Raw genomic sequence first — 23,820 nt, forward strand, 5'->3', positions numbered from 1 at the left:
GGTCGCGGCTGGCCGCAGTCCTCAGGCAGTCAGTCGGGCGGGGAGCCTCACAGTCTCAGTCAGCCAGCGCTCGGTTGTAGGCGTCGACGACGGCCGGCAAGAAGAAGCCCAAGAGCACGGCGATGGCGGTGACCAGGCAGGCCAGCCCCAGCCACAGGGAACCGCCGATGACGCTGAAGGCAAAGACGATGACGAGCAGCTCGAAGGCGATCGCCGCCGGACGCGCCCACCGATGCAGACGCCAGGCGCCCCGGGCCGCGGCGCCGACACCGGCCGCGAAGATGAGGAACATGACGGCCAGACCGATCAGCGAAGCCGCCAAGGGGCCGGCGGTGATCGCGGTGATGACGAACGACACCGCCGCTCCGACCAGGGCCAGCGCCTGGATGCCGAGGACGCTCACGGGTAGCAGCATCGCCCGTGGGGTCGGAACGCCGTGCCCCTCAGGCTCCGGTGAGGCACCGGACGCTGCGGCCCGGTCATTGTGTGAGCTCAAATGGTCACCCGGGCGAATCCGGGGATGAGGATCTCGTCGAGCATGCGCTCGCGCACATCCAGCGGCAGGAAGGCAGCGGTGATGGCGTTGACCGTCGCCCATTCGAGGTCGGTCTGGTTCCAACCGGCCTCATCGACGAGCAGACGCATCTCACGCGACACCGACGTGCCGGACATGAGCCGGTTGTCCGGGTTGATGGTGACAGCGAATCCGAGATCCTTGAGCCCCGTGATCGGGTGGCTGGCGATGGTGCCGCCGATGTCGGTCTGCAGGTTGGAGCTCGGGCACAGTTCGAGCGGGATCTGCTGGTCGAGGACCCAGGCGGCGAGGCTGCCGAGCTGCCCCTGGCCGTCGACGATGTCCATGTCCTCGACGATGCGCGCACCGTGGCCCAGACGCTGGGCGTGGCAGATGGTGACCGCCTCGTGGATGGATTCCTTGCCGGCGGCCTCACCGGCATGGATCGTCACCGGCACATATGCCTGGTGCAGGGCGTTGAAGGCGGAGAGGTGCGCAGACGGCGGGAAGCCGTTCTCGGGCCCGGCGATGTCGAAGCCGACGACACCGGAATCCGCACCCTTCTCACGATGGCGGATGGCCAGTTCGGCGATCGCCAGCGAGTTGTCGGCCTGACGCATGGCCGTGATGAGCTGTCCGACGCGGATGTACTTGCCCTCGGCCGCGGCCTCGGAGACGCCGGCTTCCAGACCGTCCTGGACGGCTTCGACGACGGCGTCGAGTTCGAGTCCGCCTTCGAGGTGCTGTTCGGGAGCCCACCGGGCCTCGGCATAGAAGACTCCGTCGGCAACCTGGTCGAGGACCCATTCCTTGGCCACGCGGCGCAGGTTGTCCTCGCTCTGCATGACCGCCACGGTGTGCGAGAACGTCTCGAGGTAGCGGACCAGGTCACCGGAGTTCGCGGATTCCGAGAACCACCGGCGCAGCGATTCGGCATCGGAGGCGGGCAGGGTGTGACCGATCGAGTCGGCCAGTTCGAGCATCGTCGACGGGCGCAGACCGCCGTCGAGGTGATCGTGGAGGGAGACTTTGGGCAGCTGCAGGATGGGGTCGTCCGATGCGACGCCGGCGGGTACATTCATCACCGTCTCAGCTTATCCGATGCGGCGCGCGGCCCTCATCCTTTCTCCGGGTCGATCTCTCCGCTCTTGATCCGCTCGCGCAGGTCCGTGATTCCGCGTCCGGCGTCGGAGACACGGGAGAGGAATCCGTCCTCGGCGACGATGCGCACTCCCCCGTTGTCGAGGGTGCCCCAATAATGACGGTCGGCGACGCGGAAGCCGCCGATCTCCTCGGGCCCGGTCTTCGGGGCGGGGGCCACCTCGTCGGGGTTCTTGCTCTGCGGCCAGTCGGGGAACATCGTGCGCAGTCCGCGGCGCACGTTCGGCTCCAGGGTGGCCACGATCGCCTTGGAGAACCCGCCGGCGGTGCCGTACCAGACGACTTTCGGCAGGCTCGGTCCCTCATCGTCGCCCTCCGGATCCTCCGTTGCCGCGGTCAGCTCGGTCCGCTTCTCATCCGCCGAGGTGACCACCCCCATCGCGGCCGCCGATCCGAACGGGACGAGCACGTCGACATCGGCATCGAAGGACCGTTCGAAGTAGTCCTTCCCGGCGTCGCGGGTATCGTCGATCGTCCGAGGCGAACCGTTCGCCGAGGCGGCCCCGCCGGAGGAGGGACGATAGGACTCCGCCTTCGGCAGGTCCTCGTCCTTCTCCTTGTTGTACAGGTCGACCCCGGCGTCGAAGGCGGCCAGGATGCGTTCGGACTGCGGGAAACCGTGCGCGACGACGACCCCGACCTTCCCCGTCTCCGAGGCTGTGGCAGCGGTGTATCCCGCGATGAACGCCGGCGGGACGAGGTCGAAGTCCATGCTCAGCACGTTCTTCGGCAGGTCGTCGGTGCCGCTGGAGACCCCGAGGAACAGATCATCGGGGTGGGCGGCGGCGAAGTCCGCGAGTTCGTCCGCTCCCCCGGGTCCGATGACCGTGGTCAGTGCACAGTCGTGTCTGTGCATCCGATCCAATGCCGCCGAGGTGGCCGACCCACCCGAGACACGCTGGCTCGAGGTACCCGAGAAGACCCCGGCCCCACGGGCCAGTTCCGCCTCCTCGAGGGTGAGCGCACCGGCCGAGTGATCGTCGAAGCCGGCCGGAGCCGAGACGAGGCAGCCGAGCCGTTCCTCTTCGAGGGCTTCGGGAGTCGTGACGGAGCAGCCGGTCAGCACCAGGGTGCCCACCGCGGTGAAGGCGGCGATGGAGGTGCTGCGGGTTCGGAGACTCATGACATCAAGATTATCGGCCGGGTAATCAGCGTGGACAGCCGGCGCAGCCGAGCAGCCACCGATCGCTGTCGAGTGGTCGCCGACCGTGACAGGTCGATCAGCGGTCGCGGTCGAGGACCTTGAGAGCGGTGGCGGTGAATACGCGGGCGGCGATCTCCACGGCGCGTTCGTCGATGAGCAGATCACCCTGGTGGATGTCGTAGGTGATGCCGCCGGGTGTGCGGGTGCCCAGCCGGATGAGCGCACCCGGGCAGTGGGTGAGGTACCACGCGAAGTCCTCACCGCCCATGGACTGCGGGGTCAGCTGCACCGAGTTCTCGCCGAGCTCACCGCGGACCGCGGATTCGATGAGGGTGACCTGGTCTTCGGTGTTGACCACCGGTGGGACGCCTCGGCGGTGTTCGAGGTCGACCTCGACTCCGTACGGTCCGGCGATGCGGTCGACGAGCTCGGGCAGCACCTCGGCGACCTGGTTCCAGCCGTCCACGTCGAGGCAGCGCAGGGTTCCGCGCAGAATCCCCTCGCTGGGAACGACGTTCGCTGCGTGACCGGCGCTGATCTCGCCCCACACAAGGGAGATCGCGTGCCGCGGATCGATCAGCCGGCCCAGGGTCGAGGGCAGGTCGGTGGCGAGCTTGCCGAGCGCATAGACGAGGTCTTCGGTCAGATGGGGACGGGAGGTGTGCCCGCCGTGACCGGAGAGGCGGATGATGACCGTGTCGCCGGCAGCGGTGATGGCGCCGATGCGCGAACCGACCTTGCCGATGTCGACGTTCGGGTCGCAGTGGACGGCGTAGACCTCGGGCACATCGTCGAGGACGCCCTGTGAGATCACGCGCAGCGCGCCACCCGGGGTGACTTCCTCACCGGGCTGGAAGATCAGTCGCACGCGTCCGCCGAGGCCGCCGGGCCGTGATTCATGGATCTTCTGCAGGGCGATGCCGGCGCCGATGAGCGAGGTCAGGTGGACGTCGTGGCCGCAGGCATGGGCGACGCCGGGAACGGTGGAACGGAATTCCTCGTCGATGAGGTCATCAACCGGCAGGGCGTCGATATCGGCTCGCAGTCCCACGGCCACCGGCCCCTCGCCGACCTCGCAGACGACCCCGGTGCCTTCGAGGCGCTGGGGACCCAGACCTGCGGCCTCGAGACGGGCGACGATCTTGTCGGTGGTCTCGAACTCCTGGAAGGACAGTTCCGGATGGGCATGGATGTCGCGGCGGAAATCGATGAGTTCTGCACCGATCTCAGCGATTGTCGAGCTGATCACGTCGGGTCCTTCAGGGCGGGGAGGTCGGGGATGGGCGATGTCGAACATTTCAAGCAATGCTAAGCACTCGATGTCATAAATGTGCCCATTGCGACCAATTTCGACATACTTCGCATGCTTCTTCCCGCCCTCGCCGAGGCGACCGCCCCGTTCACATCCGCCCACCCCTGGCGCGCACGACCAGGTCGAGCTCCGTCCGCACTTGCCGTGCCCGGCCAGGTTCGCATCCGTCCGCCCCGGAGGCGGGCGTCAGGATCAGAGCAGTTCGTCGAGTCCGCGCTCACCGGCGACGGACACTGCCTTCTTCACATCCTGGGCGTGTGAACGGGAGGTGATGAGCAGGACGTCGTCGGTGTCGACGACGACGAGGTCTTCGAGTCCGACGATCGCCACCGTCCTCGGTCCTTCGGAGAACACGACTCCCGATGCATCGACTTCGAGCAGGTCGGTGTTCCCGCCGATCGAGATCACTCCGCGCGGCTCCCCTGGAACCGGCTGGCGCAGTCGGGCCACCGAGTCGAAGTCGCCGACGTCGTCCCAGCCGAAGTCACCGGGGATGACGATGACACGACCGGCCGCGGCCGCGGGCTCGGCCACCACATAGTCGATGGCTCGCTTCTCCAGTCCGGGCCACACAGCACTGAGGACCTCGTCGTGGTCAGGAGTGTCCCAGGCCTCGGCGATTCGGGCCAGTCCCGAATAGAGCGGCGGGTCCTCCTCAGCGAGGATGTCGAGGAGGGAGGACGCCTTGGCGATGAACATGCCCGCGTTCCAGCGGTAGCGTCCGGAATTCACATACTGACGAGCCGTGCTCGCCTCCGGCTTCTCCGCGAATGCCAGCGCCCGCCTGGCCGTGGGTGCGCCGTCGAGCCCGAGCAGGTCACCGGTCTCGATATAACCGTAGGCGGTGGCGGGATTGCGGGGCATGATGCCGATGGTGACGATGTCACCGGTCTTCGCGGCAGCGACGGCCTGGTCGATGACGAGACGGAATTCGTCGACGTTCGTGATCGAATGGTCGGCGGAGAACGAGCCGACGATGGCGTCGGGGTCCTCGCGGGCGATGATCATGGCCGCCAGTCCGATGGCGGCGGCAGAGTCCTTCGGGGACGGTTCGGCGATGATCTGGGCGCGAGCGATATGCGGCAGCTGCTCGGCGACCTGGTCGAAGTGACTCTCACCGGTGACCACCCAGACCCTGTCTTCGCCGACGATCGGCGCGACCCGGTCCCAGGTGGCCTGGATGAGGCTGCGGCCGAGGCCGAGGACATCGTGGAGGAACTTCGGCGTCGCCCGGCGAGACAGCGGCCACAGGCGCGTTCCGGATCCGCCGGCGGGGATGATGGCGTGGAAGTGCGTGTTCACGATTTCAGTGTCTCAGAATTCGGGCACACCTTCCCCGAGGTTGCCCGCCGTGTCGGATGAGCCGATCCCCAGGGATCCGGTGGGGATCTCCCCACCTCAGAGCCGCCTCGGGGATGGTGCACCTGAGTTCCCGGGCCGCCCGGGTCAGGACGGGAGCGCAACAATTTAGAGCACACGACTGTGATGTAATTGAAATTTCGTGAGACGCGAAATCCCAGTTTTGAGGGAATTGCCAGGGTTGCGGTGTGATCCGGGACGCTCAGCCGTGTCTCGACTGGCACGGAAGCGGTCTTCGGCGTAGTTTCTAGACGTACACACCCGAATATTCAAGATGGAGGATGCTCCGTGGCCAAAGCGTCTACGGGCACTCTGTACCGAGGAAACGAAGGAATGTGGTCCTGGGTCGCGCATCGCGTCACAGGCGTCGGAATCTTCTTCTTCCTTCTGGTCCACGTGCTCGATACTGCACTCGTCCGCGTCTCGCCCGAGGCCTACAACGCAGTGATCGGAACCTATAAGACACCGGTCATGGCATTCGGTGAGATCGCGCTCGTCGCCGCAATCGCATTCCATGCGTTCAACGGTCTGCGCGTCATTCTCGTCGATTTCTCGAAGAGTGGCCCGAAAAATCAGAAGAAGCTGTTCTGGGGAGTCATGGTTGTGTGGCTCATCATCATGATCGCCTTCATTCCCCGCCAGCTGATGCACACCTTCGGAGGCTGACATGAGCACAACATCCATTCCGGCTCCGCGGACCGGCTACTCCCGGCACAAGTCGACGCGTTCGAAGTTCGAGATGTTCGCATGGCTGTTCATGCGCATCTCCGGCGTCGTGCTCGTCATCCTCATCTTCGGCCACCTGTTCGTGAACCTGTGGGCCGGCGACGGCGTCCAGGCCATCGACTTCGGCTTCGTCGCAGGCAAGTGGGCCAGCCCGTTCTGGCAGATCTGGGATCTGCTCATGCTGTGGCTGGCGATGCTGCACGGCACCAACGGTCTGCGCACCATCATCATGGACTACTCCGAGAAGCCCGGCACACGCATGTCCCTGCAGGTGATCCTCTACATCGCCTCGGTCATCGTCATCGTGCTCGGCACGCTCGTCATCTTCACGTTCGATCCCTGCCCGGCCGGAGCGGACCCCTCGGTCCTGGCTGAGTTCTGCAAGGCCTAAAGGAGAAACATGCAGGTACATCATTACGACGTCGTCATCGTCGGTGCCGGCGGCGCCGGCATGCGTGCGGCGATCGAGTCGGGCCAGCGTGCCCGCACCGCCGTTCTCACCAAGCTCTACCCCACCCGTTCGCACACCGGAGCCGCCCAGGGCGGAATGTGCGCCGCACTGGCGAACGTGGAAGAGGACAACTGGGAATGGCACACCTTCGACACCGTCAAGGGCGGTGACTACCTGGTCGACCAGGACGCCGCCGAGGTGATGGCCAAGGAAGCCATCGACGCCGTCCTCGATCTCGAGAAGATGGGGCTGCCGTTCAACCGCACCCCCGAAGGCAAGATCGACCAGCGCCGCTTCGGCGGTCACACCCGCGACCACGGCAAGTCCGCCGTGCGCCGCTCCTGCTACGCCGCAGACCGCACCGGTCACATGATCCTCCAGACCCTGTACCAACAGTGCGTCAAGCACGGCGTGGAGTTCTACAACGAGTTCTACGTCCTCGACCTCCTCATGACCGAGGTCGACGGGGTCAAGCGCCCCGCAGGCGTCGTGTCCTACGAACTGGCCACCGGTGAGATCCACGTCTTCCAGGCCAAGTCGGTCGTCTTCGCCACCGGCGGTGTCGGCAAGGTCTTCAAGACCACCTCGAACGCACACACCCTGACCGGCGACGGCATGGCCGTGACCTACAACCGCGGAATCCCGCTGGAGGACATGGAGTTCTTCCAGTTCCACCCGACAGGCCTCGCCGGCCTGGGCATCCTGCTGTCCGAGGCGGCTCGCGGTGAGGGCGGAATCCTCCGCAACTCCGAGGGTGAGCGCTTCATGGAGCGCTATGCCCCGACGATCAAGGACCTCGCCCCGCGTGACATCGTGGCCCGTTCGATGGCTAACGAAGTGCGCGAAGGCCGTGGCTGCGGACCGAACAAGGACTACGTCCTGCTCGACCTCACTCACCTCGAGCCCTCACACATCGACGAGAAGCTGCCGGACATCACCGAGTTCGCCCGCACCTACCTCGGTGTGGAGCCCTACACGGAGCCGGTGCCGGTCTTCCCGACCGCGCACTACGCGATGGGCGGCATCCCGACGAACATCGAAGCCGAAGTCCTCGCCGACAACGACACCGTCATCCCCGGCCTCTACGCCGCCGGTGAATGCGCCTGCGTGTCGGTGCACGGTTCGAACCGTCTGGGCACGAACTCGCTGCTCGACATCAACGTCTTCGGCAAGCGCGCCGGCATCGCCGCTGCGGAATACGCGAAGACCGCCGAGTCCGTCGAACTGCCCGAGAACCCGGCGAACGACGTCGTCGAGATGCTCGAGAAGATGCGCACCTCGGACGGCACCGAACGCATCGCGGCGATCCGCAAGGATCTGCAGGACATCATGGACGCCAACGTGCAGGTGTTCCGCACCGACGAAACTCTGCGTGACGCTCTCGACGAGATCGCAAAACTGCGCGAGCGCTACAACAACGTGGGCATCCAGGACCGCGGCAAGCGCTACAACCTCGATCTGCTCGAGGCCGTCGAGCTCGGCTTCCTGCTCGAGCTCGCCGAGGTCATCTCTGTCGCCGCCATCCACCGCAAGGAATCGCGTGGAGGACACTTCCGCGAAGACTTCCCGGATCGTGACGACGAGAACTTCATGCACCATACGATGACCTACCTCGATCCCGAAGCGGAGACCGACGGCATCAGGGGCATGCGTCTTGAGACGAAGCCCGTCATCGTCACCCGTTACCAGCCGATGGAGCGTAAGTACTGATGAGCACCGATACCACCCCAGAGCCAGCGTCGAAGATCGACCTGCCGACACATGTGTCAGGCGAAGGCGGGTCCATCCCGTCATTCGACTGCACCTTCCGGATCGCTCGCTTCGACCCCGAGGTCGATTCCGAGCCGCACTGGGAGGAATACAGCATCACGATGTACGGCACCGACCGTGTGCTGGATGCTCTCCACAAGATCAAGTGGGAGATCGACGGTTCGCTGTCCTTCCGCCGGTCCTGCGCCCACGGCGTCTGCGGTTCCGATGCGATGCGCATCAACGGCCGCAACCGCCTGGCCTGCAAGACTCTGCTCAAGGACCTCGACACGTCCAAGCCGATCACCGTCGAGGCGATCAAGGGCCTTCCGCTCGAGAAGGACATGATCGTCGACATGGAGCCCTTCTTCCAGTCGTACCGCGAGGTCATGCCGTTCCTCGTCACCTCGGGACACGAACCCACGCGTGAGCGTCTGCAGTCAGCCGAACAGCGTGCGGCCTTCGACGACACCACGAAGTGCATCCTCTGCGCTGCGTGCACCTCGTCGTGCCCCGTGTTCTGGACCGACGGCCAGTACTTCGGTCCGGCCGCGATCGTCAACGCGCACCGCTTCATCTTCGATTCGCGTGACGAAGGCGGAGACATGCGCCTCGAGGTCCTCAACGACAAGGAAGGCGTGTGGCGCTGCCGCACCACCTTCAACTGCACCGAGGCCTGCCCTCGCGGCATCGAGATCACCAAGGCCATCGCCGAGGTGAAGCAGGCGATCCTGCAGCGCGCATTCTGATCGCGCCAGTCTGATCCCGACTGCAGCGGCCCCGCACCACACGGTGCGGGGCCGCTTTCGTCTGTCCCGCCTCGGTGGGTGCTTTTCACCACGGCCCAGTTGAGGGTGGATAGCCCACGTTTGAACGTGGGCTATCCATCTCAAACTGGGCTGCCACCACAAGCTTCGTCTCGGTGAGGTGCCGTCTCGAGTGAACGAATCCTGAGGACGAGCTGCTCGCGGCGAAAGTAGACTGGTGCGCATGCGTTTCACCCGCTCGACTGCTTCCTCACTACACAGCCTGCCCCTGAGCATCCTCGGCTTCGCCGCCGCACTGCTGATGCTCGCCGCGCAGCTCGTCCACTCCCCCGCCCCCGCACACGCGGTGCCGCAGCCGGCGGAGTCGACAGCACCGGCGTATGTCAGTCCAGAGGACCTCGGTGACGGTGCGAAGCCGCCGAAGCCGACGGGCACGTCCTGGCTTGTCGGCGACCTCGACTCCGGGGAGCTGCATGTGGCGAAGAATGTGGAGAAGCGGCACGCTCCGGCGTCGACGATCAAACTGCTCACGGCTCTGGCGCTCGTGGACGAGTTCGACGACAAGAAGAAGAAAGTGACCGCCGAGTTCGAGGACATGGAAGTCGATGGGACGAAGGTCGGTCTCATGCAGACGAACAAGTACTCCATCGATCTGCTCTTCCACGCGATGCTGATGTCGAGCGCCAACGATGCGGCGAATGCTCTGGGTCGTGCAGCCGGCGGGCAAGACAAGGCAGTGAAGCTGATGAACGAGAAGGCCGCCGAGCTGGGCATGTCGAATACGCAGGCGAAGAACACCTCGGGACTCGACGCAAAGGGCCAGTACACGACCGCAGAGGACCTCATGAAGCTCGCGTGGGCGGTGTGCGAAGACGACTACCTCATGAAGGTCATCGGCACGGAGACTTATCAATTCCCGGGCGGAAAGAACCCGCAGACGAAAGAGAAGTTCAAGGGCTACGAGATCCAGAACCATACGAAGATCGTCGGCCAGGTCGACGGCGGGCTGGGCCTAAAGAACGGGTTCACTCGAGCCGCGAAGGGCTCGTACGTCGCCGTGGCCGAGCGTGACGGGCACCGTGTGGTCGCGACGATGCTCGGCATCGACAACAACTCTCGCCAGGTCGCCGTGGACCTGCTCGATTGGGATTTCGCCCAGAAGGACCCGAAATCGCTGCAGACCGTGCCCGTCGGGGTTCAGGCCACCGCCGAGGCGGCCCCCACCGCCACTGGCAGCTCGAGTGATGCCGGGGGCGCCGAATCGGATTCGAGCGGAACGACGGAGTCCCAGAAGTCCGATGAATCGGAGTCATCCATGGCGTCCCAGACCGTCGGTGCAGCACTGGACAATCCCCTGGCGCTCGTCCTCTTGGCGGGTGGGGTCGTGCTCTTCATCGCCACGGTGATCCTGTGGCTGCGACTCCGGGCACGGTTGCAGGGCCGACGATAGGGGCATTCAGAGCCTCCTCGGCCAGAGGCCGGCAAAAACGATCTGCAGGTCCACCACGGCGAGAGGATCAACGGTAAGGTTCGGTGCCGCCTCGGCGAGATGGCCGGAGGTAGGGTCGGTCGACCTGAGCCTAGGGTTCTGACCTCAATTGGACAACGTCGACATAGACGCGTTACGCTTACAACTTGCGTTCGAAGTTGTCCGCATTCATCGAACTGATCGTTGCGTTGCTCCTGACGACAAGCTTTTGAAGTCGTAGGCCCCGATCATGGTTCGACTTTGCAGATGAATGTTCCGGACACTGTGTCTCTTCGAATCGCAGATCCCCATGGCGATCACCCAATCGCCGTATTGAGAACCTGAAGAATAGCGCGCGTCGTTGCCTGCTATTCACAACTGAAGAAAGGAGGGAACCATGTCTGAGTTCCCACAGTGGGTCCAGCGCGGGCTCGCACACGCAGGATTGATCGATCCCCGGATCAGCCGTCAGGCTCCTGGTGAGATCACGATCAAGGATGCGACCGGTCGAGTTGTGCTGTTCACCGGCACCTCGCTGCGTGAGATCACGCCGATGGCCGCCGCCTGACCGAACCTCGGTCGCCCTGATCTGCAGGGATCGGCATGGCCCGACCGGGCCGGACTGATCCTCACTGATTGAGAAGACGCCCACTTGCTGCCGGGTTTTACGCAGCAGGTGGGCGTCTGTCGTTCACCCATGCGCGTCAACGAGGCTGTGGATCTCTGCAGGTTCCTCATCATCGGTGCGTGGTTCGAACCGCACCATAACGGCTTTGAATCCCGGGGTGTTCGACTCTCTGGCCACGAGGTCCCGGTGAACCAACGCGTTCGCCTCCGGATAGTAGGCAGCGACACAGCCGCGGGCCGTCGGATAGGCGACCATCCGGAATTTCTCCGCCCGTCGCTCTTCCCCGTTGAAGACCGAGACGACATCGACGAGCTGACCGTCGTCGACACCGGCAGGGCCGAGATCGGCAGGATTGATGAGAATCACCCTGCGCCCGCCCGAGATTCCCCGATAGCGATCGTCGAGCCCGTAGAAGGTCGTGTTGTATTGATCGTGCGAGCGCATCGTCTGCAGCACCAGGTGTCCCTCCGGCGGCAGCAGATATTCGAGTTCGCGCGTGCTGAACTGCGCCCGTCCTTCGGCTGTCGCGAAAGTCCGTGTATCACGGGGCGGATTGGGCAGAACGAAGCCATATTTGTCCCGCACGCGGCGGTTGAAGTCCTCGGTGCCTTCCACGACCCGTGAGATGCGGTCGCGGATGACGTCATAGTCTTCGGCCATCGCCCTCCAGTCGATGACGTGATCGGGTCCGAAGACCGCCTCGGCGATCCGGGCCAGCAGCACCGGTTCGGCAAGGAGGTGGTCGGAGACCGGCTCGAGCCGACCTTGGGTGCGGCTGACGACCGACATGGAGTTCTCGACCGAGAGGAACTGTGCTCCTCCGGGGTGCTTGTCATCCTTGTCGGTGCGTCCGAGCGTCGGGAGGATGATCGACGTCTTGCCGTGGACGACATGGGAACGGTTGGGCTTCGTGGAAATATGCACGGTGAGGCCTGTGCGTTTGAGTCCGGCCTCCATTGCGGCGGTGTCGGAGTTGGCCATGGCCAAGTTCCCGCCCAAGGACATGAACACGTCGACGTCTCCGCGGGCCATGGCATGCATCGCCTCTGTGGAGTCATAGCCGTGCCTCCGGGGCGCATTGATGCCGAATTCGGCATCCAGGCGCTGTAGGAAGTCCTCCTTCGGCTTCTCCCAGATCCCGAAGGTGCGGTCGCCCTGGACATTCGAGTGCCCCCGCACCGGGCAGGCCCCTGCCCCGGGCTTACCGAAATTGCCCTGGAGTAAGAGCAGGTTGATGATCTCTTTGATCGTGTCGACCGAATGAGGCTGCTGCGTGATGCCCAATGCCCAGCAGAAGATCGTTGCCCTCGACTTCGCCAGCAGATCCGCGACGTGTTCGATCTCGGCTCGTTCGAGACCGGTGGCGAGCTCTGTCTCCGCCCAGTTGAGCTCCTGCCTGGCTTCCGAGTAGGCGGCGAAGCCGTCAGTGGAGGATTCGATGAACTCCCGGTCGACGACCGTTCCCGGAGTCTCTGCTTCCTTCTTCAACAGCAGGTGTCCGAGCGCTTGGAAGAGCGCTTGGTCTCCCCCGACCCGGATCTGGAGGAATTCGTCACTGGTCCGCTCCCCGTCGGCCAGCAGGCCCTTTGGCGTCTGCGGATCCTTGAAGCGGAGAAGCCCCGCCTCGGGCAGCGGATTGACCGCGACGACCTTGCCGCCGTTGCGCCGGCACTCGGCTAGCGTGCCGAGCATACGCGGATGATTCGTCCCCGGGTTCTGCCCGACGACGAAGATCAGTTCGGCTTTCTCGAGATCCTCAAGTGAGACGGTTCCTTTGCCGATGCCGATCGTCGGAGACAGTGCCGTGCCGGAGGATTCGTGGCACATGTTCGAACAGTCGGGAAGATTGTTCGTTCCCAGGCTGCGGGCAAACAGCTGGTAGAGGAACGCTGTCTCATTGGGAGTGCGACCGGAGGTGTAGAAGACCGAACGGTCGGGTTCGGTGGCGCGGAGGTGCTCGGCGATGGTCTCGAAGGCGTCGGCCCAGGAGATCGGTGAGTAGTGCGACTCCCCTTCGCGGATGATCATCGGATGGGTGATGCGGCCGGATTGGCCGAGCCAGTACTCCGTCTTCTGCTCGAGCACGGAGATGGGGTGCTGCTCCCACCAGCCGGGGGTCGCCACCCGGGTCGTGTTCTCCTCAGCGAGCGCCTTCGCCCCGTTTTCGCAGAACTCGATCTTCTTCCGATCACCGGTGATCGATTCCGGCCACGCGCAGCCTGGGCAGTCGACGCCGTCAGGCTGATTGACGCGGAACATCGACCGTACGGTCCGGCTCGCGCCGCCCTGTTTGAGTCCGCGTTCGAAGGCAACCTCGACGGCTTTGAGTCCCGCTGCCGCGGTCTTCGGTTCGCTGATGACAAGATCGTTCTCGTCGATATCATCGAATTCGACTCGGCGTCCACGTACGTTCGACACTGACGATCACCTCTGACCTCGGCGGACTTGATTCCGATGATCGTATCTGAGCCGAGTCATAGTATCCGAACCACGAGGAAAGAATCTCGCATTCCGAACATTCCGCCTGACGCTCATCGAACAACCGCCCCGGTCCACGAACAGCGAGGCGGCCCATCCAAACGTGTTCCGTCGGAATGGGCCGCCTCGATGCTGAAAAGTCAGGTCAGGGCTGAGGACTCAGAAGTCCCAGTCGTCGTCTTCCGTGTTCTCGGCCTTGCCGATGACGTAGGACGAACCCGAACCGGAGAAGAAGTCGTGGTTCTCATCGCTGCCGGGCGACAGAGCCGCAAGGATGGCCGGATTCACCTTCGTGACCTCCTTGGGGAACATCGCCTCGTAGCCGAGGTTCATCAGCGCCTTGTTGGCGTTGTAGTGGAGGAACATCTTGCAGTCCTCGGACAGTCCCACGGGATCGTAGAGATCGTGGGTGTAGGCGACCTCGTTCTCGTAGAGCTCGAACATGAGGTTCATCGTGTAGTCCTTGAGCTCCTGCTTCCGCTCTTCGGACTGCGATTCCAGACCCTTCTGGTACTTGTAGCCGATGTAGTAGCCGTGCACGGCCTCATCGCGGATGATCAGACGGATGAGGTCAGCGGTGTTCGTCAGTTTGGCGTGTGCCGACCAGTACATGGGCAGGTAGAAGCCGGAGTAGAAGAGGAAGGACTCGAGCAGCGTCGAGGCGACTTTGCGCTTGAGCGGATCGTCACCCCGGTAGTAGCTGAGGATGATATCCGCCTTCGACTGCAGGTACTTGTTCTCACGCGACCAGCGGAAGGCCTCGTCGATCTCCTTCGTCGAGCACAGGGTCGAGAAGATCGAAGAGTACGACTTCGCGTGCACGCTCTCCATGAACGCGATGTTCGTCAGCACCGCCTCTTCGTGCGGGGTGACCGCATCCGGGATGAGCGAGATCGCACCAACGGTGCCCTGGATCGTGTCGAGCAGGGTCAGACCGGTGAAGACGCGCATCGTCAGCGTCTTCTCATCGTCGGTGAGAGTCGCCCAGGACTGGATGTCGTTGCTCAGCGGGACCTTCTCCGGCAGCCAGAAGTTGCCGGTCAGGCGATCCCAGACCTCGTCATCGATCGGATCGACGACGCGGTTCCAGTTGATGGCATCGACATGCGATGCCAGAGTCAGATTCTCCAACGCTTTCTCTCTTCCCAAAGTGCTGTTCGTCGTGAGTACGTGCTGTCTGCGCGGCAGACGAAAGTCATGTGTGCGGGCCCAGCCGGCGGCTTGGAGCCCGCACGAGGCCGGCGGACCGATTCGCATCGGTCCGCCGATTCCATCATCAGAGCATGCAGGAGACGCAGCCATCGACTTCCGTGCCCTGCAGAGCGAGCTGCCGGAGCCGGATGTAGTAGATGGTCTTGATGCCCTTGCGCCACGCGTAGATCTGCGCCTTGTTGATGTCACGAGTGGTGGCGGTGTCCATGAAGAACAGTGTCAGCGACAGCCCCTGGTCCACGTGTTTCGTGGCCTCGGCATACGTGTCGATGATCTTCTCGTAGCCGATCTCGTAGGCATCCTGGTAGTACTCGAGATTGTCGTTGTCCATGAAGGGAGCCGGGTAGTACACGCGGCCGACCTTGCCCTCCTTGCGGATTTCGATCTTCGAGGCCACCGGGTGGATCGACGAGGTCGAGTTGTTGATGTACGAGATCGAACCGGTCGGCGGCACGGCCTGGAGATTCTGGTTGTAGATGCCGTGCTCGGCCACTTGAGCCTTGAGCTCGCGCCAGTCGTCCTGGGTCGGGATGTGCACGCCTGCTTCGGAGAACAGCTCGGTCACACGAGCGGTGCGCGGCTGCCAGACCTCATCGGTGTACTTGTCGAAGTATTCGCCGGTGGCGTACTTCGACCGCTCGAAGCCGGCGAAGGTCTCACCGCGCTCCTTGGCGATCTCCATCGACGCCCGCACACAGTGGTAGGCGACGGTGTAGAAGTACATGTTCGTGAAGTCCAGGCCCTCATCGGAACCGTAGTAGATGTGCTCACGAGCGAGGTAGCCGTGGAGGTTCATCTGCCCCAGGCCGATGGCATGCGACATGTCGTTGCCGCGGGCGATCGAAGGCACGGACTGGATGTTCGAGGTCTCGGCGACCGCGGTGAGTCCGCGGATCGCGGTCTCGATGGTCTGCCCGAAGTTGCTCGAGTCCATCGTCAGAGCGATGTTGAGCGAACCGAGGTTGCAGGAGATGTCCTTGCCGACGACGTCATAGCCGAGATCGTCGTCGTACTTGCTCGGTTCGGAGACCTGGAGGATCTCCGAGCACAGGTTGGACATGATGATCTTGCCGTCGATCGGGTTCGCCTTGTTGACGGTGTCCTCGAACATCACATACGGGTAGCCGGACTCGAACTGGATCTCGGCTAGAGTCTGGAAGAACTCGCGGGCGTTGATCTTCTTCTTCTTGATCGCCGCGTTGTCGACGAGCTCGGTGTACTTCTCGCTGACGTTGATGTCGGAGAAGGGCACACCGTAGACGCGTTCGACGTCATAGGGGCTGAAGAGGTACATGTCCTCGTTGCGCTTGGCCAGTTCGAAGGTGATGTCCGGGATCACGACGCCCAGGGACAGGGTCTTGATCCGGATCTTCTCATCGGCGTTCTCGCGCTTGGTGTCGAGGAACTTGTAGATGTCGGGGTGGTGGGCGTGCAGGTACACGGCACCGGCACCCTGGCGGGCTCCGAGCTGGTTGGCGTAGGAGAACGAGTCCTCGAGCAGCTTCATGACGGGGATGACGCCCGAAGACTGGTTCTCGATCTTCTTGATCGGTGCACCGGACTCGCGGATGTTTGTCAGAGCGAAGGCCACGCCGCCGCCGCGCTTGGACAGCTGCAGAGCGGAGTTGATGGACCTACCGATCGACTCCATATTGTCTTCGATGCGCAGCAGGAAGCAGGAGACGAGCTCACCGCGCTGCTTCTTGCCTGCGTTGAGGAACGTCGGGGTGGCCGGCTGGAAGCGGCCGGCGATGATCTCGTCGACGAGCTGGGTGGCCAGAGTCTCGTCTCCGCGAGCCAGGAAGAGAGCGACCATGACGACGCGGTCCTCGAAGCGTTCGAGATAGCGCTTTCCGTCGAAGGTCTTCAGCGTGTAGGAGGTGTAGAACTTGAACGCGCCGAGGAAGGTCTGGAAGCGGAACTTCTGATCGTAGGCGCGCGTCGAGAGCTGCTCGATGAAATCGAACGAGTACTGCTCCAGAACCTCGGGCTCGTAGTAGTCCTTCTCGACGAGGTAGTCGAGCTTCTCCTTGAGGTTGTGGAAGAAGACGGTGTTGTTGTTGACGTGCTGCAGGAAGTACTGCCGGGCAGCCTGCTTGTCACGCTCGAACTGGATCCTGCCGTCCTCGTCGTACAGGTTCAGCATCGCGTTGAGCGCGTGGTAATCCAGATCCGTCTCTTCGCGGATGATGTCCTCTACATTGCGGTCTTCAGCGAGCTCGCGCACAGTTTGTCCAATCCTAGGTTGACAGCGTCGACATCTTCCTGAGTGCCCAGGAGTTCGACTCGATACATGAGGGGTACTTGACACTTTGCCGCGACCTTGAAGGCCGCGCGGCAGTAGTCCATGCCGAAGTTCGTGTTTCCGGCGCCGATGACACCGACCAGATGGCGCCGGTTCTCTTCGACATTGAGGAACTTGATGACTTGTTTGGGAACAGCCCCGCGATTGCGACCGGCCCCATAGGTGGGGGTGACGAGAACGAATGGCTCATCCACTCGCAGCGTCGGCTCCTTGGTCAACGTCGGCAACCGCACTGCCGGGTGACGCAGCTTCGCGACGAAGCGGTGCGTGTACTCGGAGTTGGCGGAGAAGTAGACCAGCAGCATTGTCAGGCCACGACGGACGCAGACTGTTCGCCGGTCAGGGTGGCGATCTTGTCCGGACGGAAGCCCGACCAGTGATCGTTGTCGGTGACGACGACGGGAGCCTGCATGTAACCCATGGCCTTGACGACATCGAGGGCGTTCTCGTCGACGCTGAGATCCACCGACTTGTACTTCAGGCCCTTGGCGTCGAGAGCACGGTAGGTGGCGTTGCACTGGACGCAAGCTGGCTTGGTGTACACGGTGATCATGACGACTCCTTCATTCTGCTGTGCAGTTCGGCATTCTGATGGCTGTGACCGTGTCCCGTCAACTGCTCGATCATGATGAATATCACGAGGCGCAGGCTCAGGGGTGACCACTAGATGTTGTGTTCGGGTTAGACCTTACCCCTATATCCAGTGTTACACCAGTGTCATTTGCAGGTTCCACACCCTGTGTCATCACCGTCCACAATCGTCCACAGGCTGTGAACGACAATCATGTAGTTCGATCACCTGCGCGGACGCTGGGATCGGCGGCTTCAGGGCCGATTTTCGACCCGTTGTCCACCTCCGTTTTCCACCGCTTTCCACAGAAAAAATTTTTGCCTGTGGGCATGTCGCGGAGTCCACGACCGACGATTCCGAACTCCTTAGTGCGGCACCGATCACGTCGAGGCAGAGGCGATCATCACAGCACCTCCTCACATCCGTTCGTCGGTTCCATCGACGCTACAGCCCGGTCCTGACATGAGATGGCCGCGCTGTGAATGGCAGGTGGCGGACGGACGCACGTCGGGCACAGCACTGCTCTGTGTGTCAGCACTGCAACGTTCTCGGCTGTCGCGTGTCAGTGCCAGCCAATATGCTGGAGACCACAGAAACGCATCAGACGGCGTGGCTGAACGACCACAGTGACACCGAAAGACACGTGGCCTCGATGCACCAGTGACACCGAGAGACTGAGGGACCATGACGGCAACGGCACCGGCGAACACGCAGGAGATCGCGCACGCACAGACGATCCTCAAGGCTCTGGAGTCCTACCTCGACCATTTCGTCGTCGGGCAGCAGCGCCTGCGCGAATCCTTGCTCATCGGACTTCTCTCCAGCGGTCATCTGCTGCTGGAGAGCGTGCCGGGGCTGGCGAAGACCACGGCGGCCGCGGCTCTGGCCAATGCCGTGGACGGCAAGTTCTCCCGCATCCAGTGCACCCCGGATCTGCTGCCGGCCGACATCATCGGCTCGCAGATCTACAACGCGCACGAGGGGTCGTTCAACACCGTGCTCGGTCCCGTGCATGCGAACATCGTCCTCCTCGATGAGATCAACCGGTCGTCGGCGAAGACCCAGTCGGCGATGCTCGAGGCCATGCAGGAGAAGCAGACGACGATCGGCGGCAAACGCTTCGAACTCCCCCGCCCCTTCCTCGTCATGGCCACGCAGAACCCGATCGAGCAGGAGGGCACCTACCAGCTGCCCGAAGCCCAGCTCGACCGGTTCATGATCAAGGACCTGCTCACCCACCCGAACCCCGGCGAAGAGGTCGAGATCCTCTCCCGCCTCGACTCCGGGGTCTTCGACAAGGACTCGGTGCCCGATCCGGCCTGCTCGCTCGACGATGTCGTGACCATGCAGAGCTACGCCCGCACCGTCTACATCGACCCGGCCATCACCCGCTACCTCGTCGAACTCGTCCACGCCACCCGCAATACGACGAAGTACCTCGGCCGATTCGCCCCGTTCATCGAATACGGAGCCAGCCCACGTGCCTCCATCGCGTTCACGAACGCCGGCCGGGCGCTGGCGATGATCCGCGGCCGCAACTACGTCATCCCCGAAGACATCAAGGACCTCGCCCACCGAGTGCTGGCCCACCGCATCCAACTCAACTTCGAAGCCGCCGCCGAGAACATCACGAGCGCCCAGATCGTCGATGCACTCCTCATGGCAGTGCCCACTCCCTGATCGGCTGCCGCGATGACTGTCCTGCTCAACCGAATCAAGGCGCGGATGACCATCCACGCCCATCGGCGGACCCGGCGCCTCCTCGACGGCGACTACTCCTCGGTCTTCCACGGCCACAGCCTCGACTTCGACGATCTGCGCGACTACATCCCCGGTGACGAGATCCGCGACATCGACTGGAAAGCCACGGCCAGGCACACAGAGCCCCTGGTCAAACGCTATGTCGCCCACCGTCGGCACATCCTCGGCCTCGTCGTCGACACCTCCCGGAACTTCGACGCCGTGACCTCCGCCGGAGCCGACAAACGCCACCTGGCCATCCTCATGGCCGGGATGGTCGGCTACCTCGCCGTCCGCCACGCCGACGACGTCATGCTCATCCACGGAAACGCCGGTCACACCATCGCTTCACCGCGGAAAGGCAGCGAGGCCCACCTCGAGCATCTCCTGCAGCAGATCCTCGCCGAGACCGGCAGCGACTCCCCCGGGTCGATCAACACCCAGCTGCAGTGGATCACCAGCCATATCAACCATCGGATGCTGCTGGTCGTCATCTCCGATCAAGCTCCGCTGGGACCGGAGGCCGAAGCGACGATCCGTCGGCTGCGCGCCCAACATGAGGTCCTGTGGATCACGATCACCGACGCGGACCTCGCAGGACTGCCGTCCGCCTCGGCGCCGTTCGACGTCGCCCGACCCGACCATGGACTGCCGACCTCGGTGATGACGAAACCCGAGGTCCGACAGGAATTCGCCCTCGCCGAGGCGGCCCGCCGTCAGCAGCGCATCGACCTTCTCGCCAAGCTGGGCATCGCCCACATCGAAATCGACCATCCGAAGTCGGCCCTCGGCCGACTGCACACTCTTCTGCTGAGGCACCGCCGTGGGCCCCGCTGAACTCATCGGGCCCCTGGAGGTCTCACCGGCGTGGTACGTGGCAGCCTGCTTCGTCCTGCTGCTGGCGTGCGGAAACCTCTTCGCCCCTCTCTTCCGCGCCGCCGCCGGAGTCACCGCAGCGGACGGACCGCGCATCCCGATTCCCGTGCGCAGCACCTACCTCTCCCGCATCAGCGCCGTGGAAACGGGACTGACCGCAGAATCAGCGGACGTGCGCGAATCGGCACAGCAGCTGGCGACGATCGTGCGCGAATTCGCCCATGACGCCTGGGGCGTCAAAGCCGAGCGCCTGACCTACCGCGATGCGGCAGTCGCCGGTCTCGACGACCTCGCGCAGTGCTTGCTCGGCCTCTACGAGGCGGAGTTCGCCGAAGCCGAACCGGCCGGTCTGCAGCCTCAGATCGCCGAGGCCCGGAAGTTGGTGGCGCGATGGTCCTGATGTTCTGGTGGCTGGCGCTCATCCTGCTGGCCCTCGCCGCAGCCGCAGTCTTCTGGTTCCGCCGTCCGAAGTCGACGGAGTCCTCTTTGGCCGTGGCCCACAGCGGACGGATGACGAGCCTGCCGAGTTTCCGCAGGGCCATGCGCAGACGACTGGTGACCACGGTCGCCCTCCTCGGAGTCATCGTCCTCACCGGGCTGTCGGCACTGGCGGGAGTCGCACGTCCGGCTTGGGTGGAGACGGTCAACCCGGAGCGGAAGATGCGCGATGTCATGCTCTGCCTCGATGTGTCCGGGTCGATGCTCGGCTACGATGCCGATCTGCTGGAGTCCTACCAGGAACTCGTCGACCGCTTCGACGGCGAACGCATCGGCCTGACCGTGTTCAATGCCACCGCGGTCTCCGCATTCCCGCTCACAGACGACTACGATATGGTCCAGAACTACCTCGCCGAGGCCGAGCAGGGGTTCCGCACCTGGGGCGCAGAGGGCACCGACTACTCGTGGTCGACGTCGCCCCCGAACATCGGCGGCTCCTCACTCATCGGCGATGGACTCGTCAGCTGCGTCGACAACTTCGACCGGCAGGACGAGGACCGGTCCCGGTCGATCATCTTCGCCACGGACAATATGCTCGCCGGTGAGCCCCTCTTCGAGCTCAACGAAGCCGCCGATATCGCCGTCGACGCGAAGGTCCGCGTCTACAGCCTCTCCCCTCCCTCGGTGCTGACGACCACTCAGACGAAGGAGCTGCGATCCGTGTCCGACCGTACCGGCGGCGAACAGTTCGACATGGGTTCGGCCTCGACGATCGACCGCATCGTCGAGGAGATCCAGAGCCAGGAAGCGGCGAACACCCCCGGCCGTTCGTACACGATCGTCCACGATATGCCGGTGGTTCCGCTCGCACTCGCCGTCTTCGGCCTCGCCGGAGTGTTCGTACTGGCGTGGAGGACGAAATCATGATCTTCGATCCCGTCTTCACCTGGTTCGGCTGGGGCTTCATCGTCATCGCCCTGCTCACTGTGTGCATCATCCCCGCCATTCGCGGCGACGGAGCACGCTGGAAGTGGTTCGCCCGCATGGGTGTCGTCGCCGTGCTCGCAATCGCACTGGCACGCCCCGGGATCCCCATCAAATCCTCGACCGAGGAGTACGAGGCACGAGCCGATGTGTACTTCGTCGTCGACGTCACGACGTCGATGGCCGCTGAGGATTTCGACGGGGACGACACCCGCCTCGAGGGGGTCAAGAAGGACATGCTCGAACTCGCCGACGCCTTCCCCGGCACCCGGCTGAGCATCATCACCTTCGCTTCGACCGCAGCCACCGTGATGCCGCTGACGACCGACCACGCCGCCTTCGCCTCCGCCGTCGACGTCCTCGAACCCGAATCATCCATGAATTCCAGAGGCTCATCGATCACCGAGGCCGGTGAGGAGCTCGATAAGCGGATGACCTCGAACGATGAGGACCGTCCGGAGAACAAGAACGTCGTGTTCTACTTCGGCGACGGTGAGCAGACCGTATCGGAGAATCCGGAGTCGTGGTCGCCCTTCGCCTCCCGCATCGACAGCGGCGCCGTCTTCGGATACGGCACCGATCAAGGCGGGAAGATGCGCGACAGCCAGCCGTTCGGCTACGGGTCCGGTGTCGGTGATCCCGGCAATGCCCCAGGAATCGGTGACCCCGATGACCCAGATGACGATCAGGCACCTCCCGAGTACATCCAGGACCGCAACGGCAATCCGGGGATCTCGAAGATCGACGAGGGCAACCTGCGCCAGATCGCCTCGGACCTCGGCGTCGATTACCACCACCGGGACGGAAACGGCGCGATCTCCAGCGTCTACACCGCCCCGAAGTACGATCAGGCCCTGGTGAAGAAGGACGGCCGGGTCACCGTCGACGAATACTATTGGGTCCCGCTCATCCTCGTCTTCGCGTGGATCGCCGTGGAGCTCGTCTTCGGAGTCCGCGAATACCTTCGCCTCAAGGCGATCACCCCCAAACGCCCTCGCCGAGGCGGCCCACCCGGTCCCGGAGGCCCGCTTGGTCCCGGAGGTCCGTTTGGTCCCGGGGGCCCACCAGGTCCCAGCGGATCGGTTCCCTACCAGCCGGTGCCCTATCAGGGAGGTCAGCGATGAACCGCCTGAAGAATCTGTGGTCACGGCTGCGTCGGATCACGAAGATCAACCTCATCCTCGGCACGATATTCGCCCTGGTGTTCGGCTATATCGCCATGGCCACATACTTCGGAACAGCCTCGCAGGTCAGATACACCTCGAATGACTTCCCCGGTGCCAAGAAGGCGGCGACGGCGTTCCTACGGGTCAGCCCGTTCCAACGCCATATCGGCTACTTCAACCGCGGCACCGCCGAGGCGGCCGTCGGCGACTACGACGCTGCCCAGACCGATCTCGAAGCCGCCTTGGAGATCGCTCCGACCTCGGCCGAATGTGCTGTGCGGATCAACCTGTCCTTTGTCTATGAGAAGCAGGCAGATCAGATCGCCTCCCAGGACCCCGACCAGTCGCAGGAACTCTACGACCGGTCACTGAAGACCCTCGAAGACGCGCCCGAGGAATGCCAGCCGAAGAAGAGCGAAGAGAAGCAGAAGAGCAGCCAGGCGAAGGAACGCGTCGAGGACAAGAAGCAGGGCGGGCAAGCCAAGGAGGAGGGAACCGACGACAGCGAGTCCGAGGACGAGGACTCGCAGGAGAAGGACTCCGGGGACGAGAAATCCTCCGGAGATGAAAGCCAGGATCCCGGGGAAGATGAGGAGAAGCCGGACGATTCCTCAGGCAAGTCCGAACGTGAGAAGAAGCGGGACGAGCTGGAGAAGCGCCGCGAGGACTCCGAACGACAGCAGCAACAGCAGGGTCCCGGCGGCGAGGGAGGCCGGTCGACCCCGGAGAAACCCTGGTGATCCTCGTCGACGAAGTCTGACCCCTCCGGGG

General features: G+C 63.7%; 22 protein-coding genes. 12 read left to right on the forward strand and 10 right to left on the reverse strand.

What is annotated here, in order from left to right; translation table 11 throughout:
* Positions 1-55: 55 nt before the first annotated feature.
* The 5 genes from ACVZTU_RS12945 to ACVZTU_RS12965 form a co-directional block, all read right to left on the reverse strand.
* Complete coding sequence (locus ACVZTU_RS12945; protein ID WP_248284103.1) at positions 56-496, reverse strand: hypothetical protein; 441 nt, start codon at positions 494-496, stop codon at positions 56-58.
* Positions 493-1,596, reverse strand: coding sequence for an adenosine deaminase (locus ACVZTU_RS12950; protein ID WP_139470381.1), 1,104 nt, complete (start codon positions 1,594-1,596; stop codon positions 493-495). The genes ACVZTU_RS12945 and ACVZTU_RS12950 overlap by 4 nt, the downstream gene beginning before the upstream one ends.
* A 35-nt stretch (positions 1,597-1,631) precedes the next feature.
* The gene (locus tag ACVZTU_RS12955; protein WP_139470355.1) at positions 1,632-2,798 is read right to left on the reverse strand and encodes a BMP family ABC transporter substrate-binding protein; all 1,167 of its coding nucleotides are present in this window, start codon (positions 2,796-2,798) and stop codon (positions 1,632-1,634) included.
* Between the two features lie 97 nt (positions 2,799-2,895).
* Positions 2,896-4,068: an amidohydrolase gene (locus tag ACVZTU_RS12960; RefSeq protein WP_139470356.1), complete on the reverse strand. Its 1,173-nt coding sequence runs from the start codon at positions 4,066-4,068 to the stop codon at positions 2,896-2,898.
* A 255-nt stretch (positions 4,069-4,323) separates the two neighbouring features.
* Positions 4,324-5,433 (reverse strand): mannose-1-phosphate guanylyltransferase, encoded by a 1,110-nt coding sequence (locus ACVZTU_RS12965; protein WP_482400532.1) that lies wholly within the window; start codon positions 5,431-5,433, stop codon positions 4,324-4,326.
* Positions 5,434-5,778: 345 nt separating this feature from the next.
* On the opposite strand from ACVZTU_RS12965, the gene sdhC reads away from it, so the two are divergent.
* The 6 genes from sdhC to ACVZTU_RS12995 all read left to right on the forward strand — a co-directional run bounded on the left by sdhC (position 5,779) and on the right by ACVZTU_RS12995 (position 11,219).
* Entirely contained in the window at positions 5,779-6,156 is a 378-nt protein-coding gene (gene sdhC / locus ACVZTU_RS12970) for a succinate dehydrogenase, cytochrome b556 subunit (RefSeq protein ID WP_081770431.1), read from the forward strand.
* Position 6,157: 1 nt separating this feature from the next.
* Positions 6,158-6,607 (forward strand): succinate dehydrogenase hydrophobic membrane anchor subunit, encoded by a 450-nt coding sequence (locus ACVZTU_RS12975; RefSeq protein ID WP_025778711.1) that lies wholly within the window; start codon positions 6,158-6,160, stop codon positions 6,605-6,607.
* A gap of 9 nt (positions 6,608-6,616) precedes the next feature.
* Entirely contained in the window at positions 6,617-8,377 is a 1,761-nt protein-coding gene (gene sdhA / locus ACVZTU_RS12980; protein ID WP_482400533.1) for a succinate dehydrogenase flavoprotein subunit, read from the forward strand.
* A complete protein-coding gene (locus tag ACVZTU_RS12985) occupies positions 8,377-9,165 on the forward strand; it encodes a succinate dehydrogenase iron-sulfur subunit (RefSeq protein WP_101546859.1) in 789 nt (262 codons plus the stop codon). Before sdhA ends, ACVZTU_RS12985 begins: the two co-directional genes overlap by 1 nt.
* A gap of 241 nt (positions 9,166-9,406) precedes the next feature.
* Positions 9,407-10,633 carry a D-alanyl-D-alanine carboxypeptidase family protein gene (locus ACVZTU_RS12990; RefSeq protein WP_139470359.1) on the forward strand — a complete coding sequence of 409 codons (1,227 nt, stop codon included), beginning with the start codon at positions 9,407-9,409 and terminating at the stop codon, positions 10,631-10,633.
* 415 nt (positions 10,634-11,048) lie between these two features.
* Positions 11,049-11,219, forward strand: coding sequence for a hypothetical protein (locus tag ACVZTU_RS12995; protein ID WP_172171077.1), 171 nt, complete (start codon positions 11,049-11,051; stop codon positions 11,217-11,219).
* Between the two features lie 123 nt (positions 11,220-11,342).
* On the opposite strand, the gene ACVZTU_RS13000 is transcribed toward ACVZTU_RS12995, so the two are convergent.
* From ACVZTU_RS13000 to nrdH, 5 genes are all read right to left on the reverse strand, one after another.
* On the reverse strand, positions 11,343-13,697 hold the full coding sequence (locus ACVZTU_RS13000; RefSeq protein ID WP_446657114.1) for an FdhF/YdeP family oxidoreductase: 2,355 nt from the start codon (positions 13,695-13,697) through the stop codon (positions 11,343-11,345).
* A gap of 219 nt (positions 13,698-13,916) precedes the next feature.
* Complete coding sequence (gene nrdF / locus ACVZTU_RS13005; RefSeq protein WP_139908554.1) at positions 13,917-14,888, reverse strand: class 1b ribonucleoside-diphosphate reductase subunit beta; 972 nt, start codon at positions 14,886-14,888, stop codon at positions 13,917-13,919.
* Positions 14,889-15,033: 145 nt separating this feature from the next.
* Complete coding sequence (gene nrdE, locus ACVZTU_RS13010; protein WP_229664253.1) at positions 15,034-17,160, reverse strand: class 1b ribonucleoside-diphosphate reductase subunit alpha; 2,127 nt, start codon at positions 17,158-17,160, stop codon at positions 15,034-15,036.
* A 5-nt stretch (positions 17,161-17,165) separates the two neighbouring features.
* Positions 17,166-17,579, reverse strand: coding sequence for a class Ib ribonucleoside-diphosphate reductase assembly flavoprotein NrdI (gene nrdI / locus ACVZTU_RS13015; RefSeq protein WP_101546862.1), 414 nt, complete (start codon positions 17,577-17,579; stop codon positions 17,166-17,168).
* Positions 17,580-17,581: 2 nt separating this feature from the next.
* The gene (gene nrdH / locus ACVZTU_RS13020) at positions 17,582-17,827 is read right to left on the reverse strand and encodes a glutaredoxin-like protein NrdH (protein WP_025778731.1); all 246 of its coding nucleotides are present in this window, start codon (positions 17,825-17,827) and stop codon (positions 17,582-17,584) included.
* A gap of 702 nt (positions 17,828-18,529) precedes the next feature.
* Here nrdH and ACVZTU_RS13025 point away from each other — a divergent pair.
* From ACVZTU_RS13025 to ACVZTU_RS13050, 6 genes are read left to right on the forward strand one after another with little or no spacing between them, the layout of a single operon-like run.
* A complete protein-coding gene (locus ACVZTU_RS13025) occupies positions 18,530-19,525 on the forward strand; it encodes an AAA family ATPase (protein ID WP_139908556.1) in 996 nt (331 codons plus the stop codon).
* 12 nt (positions 19,526-19,537) lie between these two features.
* Positions 19,538-20,422, forward strand: coding sequence for a DUF58 domain-containing protein (locus ACVZTU_RS13030; RefSeq protein ID WP_139908557.1), 885 nt, complete (start codon positions 19,538-19,540; stop codon positions 20,420-20,422).
* Complete coding sequence (locus ACVZTU_RS13035) at positions 20,409-20,861, forward strand: hypothetical protein (protein ID WP_482400534.1); 453 nt, start codon at positions 20,409-20,411, stop codon at positions 20,859-20,861. The genes ACVZTU_RS13030 and ACVZTU_RS13035 overlap by 14 nt, the downstream gene beginning before the upstream one ends.
* Complete coding sequence (locus tag ACVZTU_RS13040; protein ID WP_139908558.1) at positions 20,852-21,826, forward strand: vWA domain-containing protein; 975 nt, start codon at positions 20,852-20,854, stop codon at positions 21,824-21,826. The genes ACVZTU_RS13035 and ACVZTU_RS13040 overlap by 10 nt, the downstream gene beginning before the upstream one ends.
* Positions 21,823-23,007, forward strand: a complete 1,185-nt coding sequence (locus ACVZTU_RS13045) for a vWA domain-containing protein (protein WP_139908559.1) — start codon at positions 21,823-21,825, stop codon at positions 23,005-23,007. Before ACVZTU_RS13040 ends, ACVZTU_RS13045 begins: the two co-directional genes overlap by 4 nt.
* A complete protein-coding gene (locus tag ACVZTU_RS13050) occupies positions 23,004-23,789 on the forward strand; it encodes a tetratricopeptide repeat protein (protein ID WP_139908560.1) in 786 nt (261 codons plus the stop codon). Before ACVZTU_RS13045 ends, ACVZTU_RS13050 begins: the two co-directional genes overlap by 4 nt.
* Positions 23,790-23,820 lie beyond the last annotated feature (31 nt).

The organism is Brevibacterium sp. OS20 (assembly GCF_056837565.1).

What these genes read in the sequence shown, in the direction of transcription:
- ACVZTU_RS12950 (WP_139470381.1), bottom strand. Translation starts at nt 1,596, where the DNA reads ATGAATGTACCCGCCGGCGTCGCATCGGACGACCCCATCCTGCAGCTG.
- ACVZTU_RS12955 (WP_139470355.1), bottom strand. Translation starts at nt 2,798, where the DNA reads ATGAGTCTCCGAACCCGCAGCACCTCCATCGCCGCCTTCACCGCGGTG.
- ACVZTU_RS12975 (WP_025778711.1), top strand. Translation starts at nt 6,158, where the DNA reads ATGAGCACAACATCCATTCCGGCTCCGCGGACCGGCTACTCCCGGCAC.
- sdhA (WP_482400533.1), top strand. Translation starts at nt 6,617, where the DNA reads ATGCAGGTACATCATTACGACGTCGTCATCGTCGGTGCCGGCGGCGCC.
- ACVZTU_RS12985 (WP_101546859.1), top strand. Translation starts at nt 8,377, where the DNA reads ATGAGCACCGATACCACCCCAGAGCCAGCGTCGAAGATCGACCTGCCG.
- ACVZTU_RS12990 (WP_139470359.1), top strand. Translation starts at nt 9,407, where the DNA reads ATGCGTTTCACCCGCTCGACTGCTTCCTCACTACACAGCCTGCCCCTG.
- ACVZTU_RS12995 (WP_172171077.1), top strand. Translation starts at nt 11,049, where the DNA reads ATGTCTGAGTTCCCACAGTGGGTCCAGCGCGGGCTCGCACACGCAGGA.
- nrdI (WP_101546862.1), bottom strand. Translation starts at nt 17,579, where the DNA reads ATGCTGCTGGTCTACTTCTCCGCCAACTCCGAGTACACGCACCGCTTC.
- nrdH (WP_025778731.1), bottom strand. Translation starts at nt 17,827, where the DNA reads ATGATCACCGTGTACACCAAGCCAGCTTGCGTCCAGTGCAACGCCACC.
- ACVZTU_RS13025 (WP_139908556.1), top strand. Translation starts at nt 18,530, where the DNA reads ATGACGGCAACGGCACCGGCGAACACGCAGGAGATCGCGCACGCACAG.
- ACVZTU_RS13030 (WP_139908557.1), top strand. Translation starts at nt 19,538, where the DNA reads ATGACTGTCCTGCTCAACCGAATCAAGGCGCGGATGACCATCCACGCC.
- ACVZTU_RS13040 (WP_139908558.1), top strand. Translation starts at nt 20,852, where the DNA reads ATGGTCCTGATGTTCTGGTGGCTGGCGCTCATCCTGCTGGCCCTCGCC.
- ACVZTU_RS13045 (WP_139908559.1), top strand. Translation starts at nt 21,823, where the DNA reads ATGATCTTCGATCCCGTCTTCACCTGGTTCGGCTGGGGCTTCATCGTC.
- ACVZTU_RS13050 (WP_139908560.1), top strand. Translation starts at nt 23,004, where the DNA reads ATGAACCGCCTGAAGAATCTGTGGTCACGGCTGCGTCGGATCACGAAG.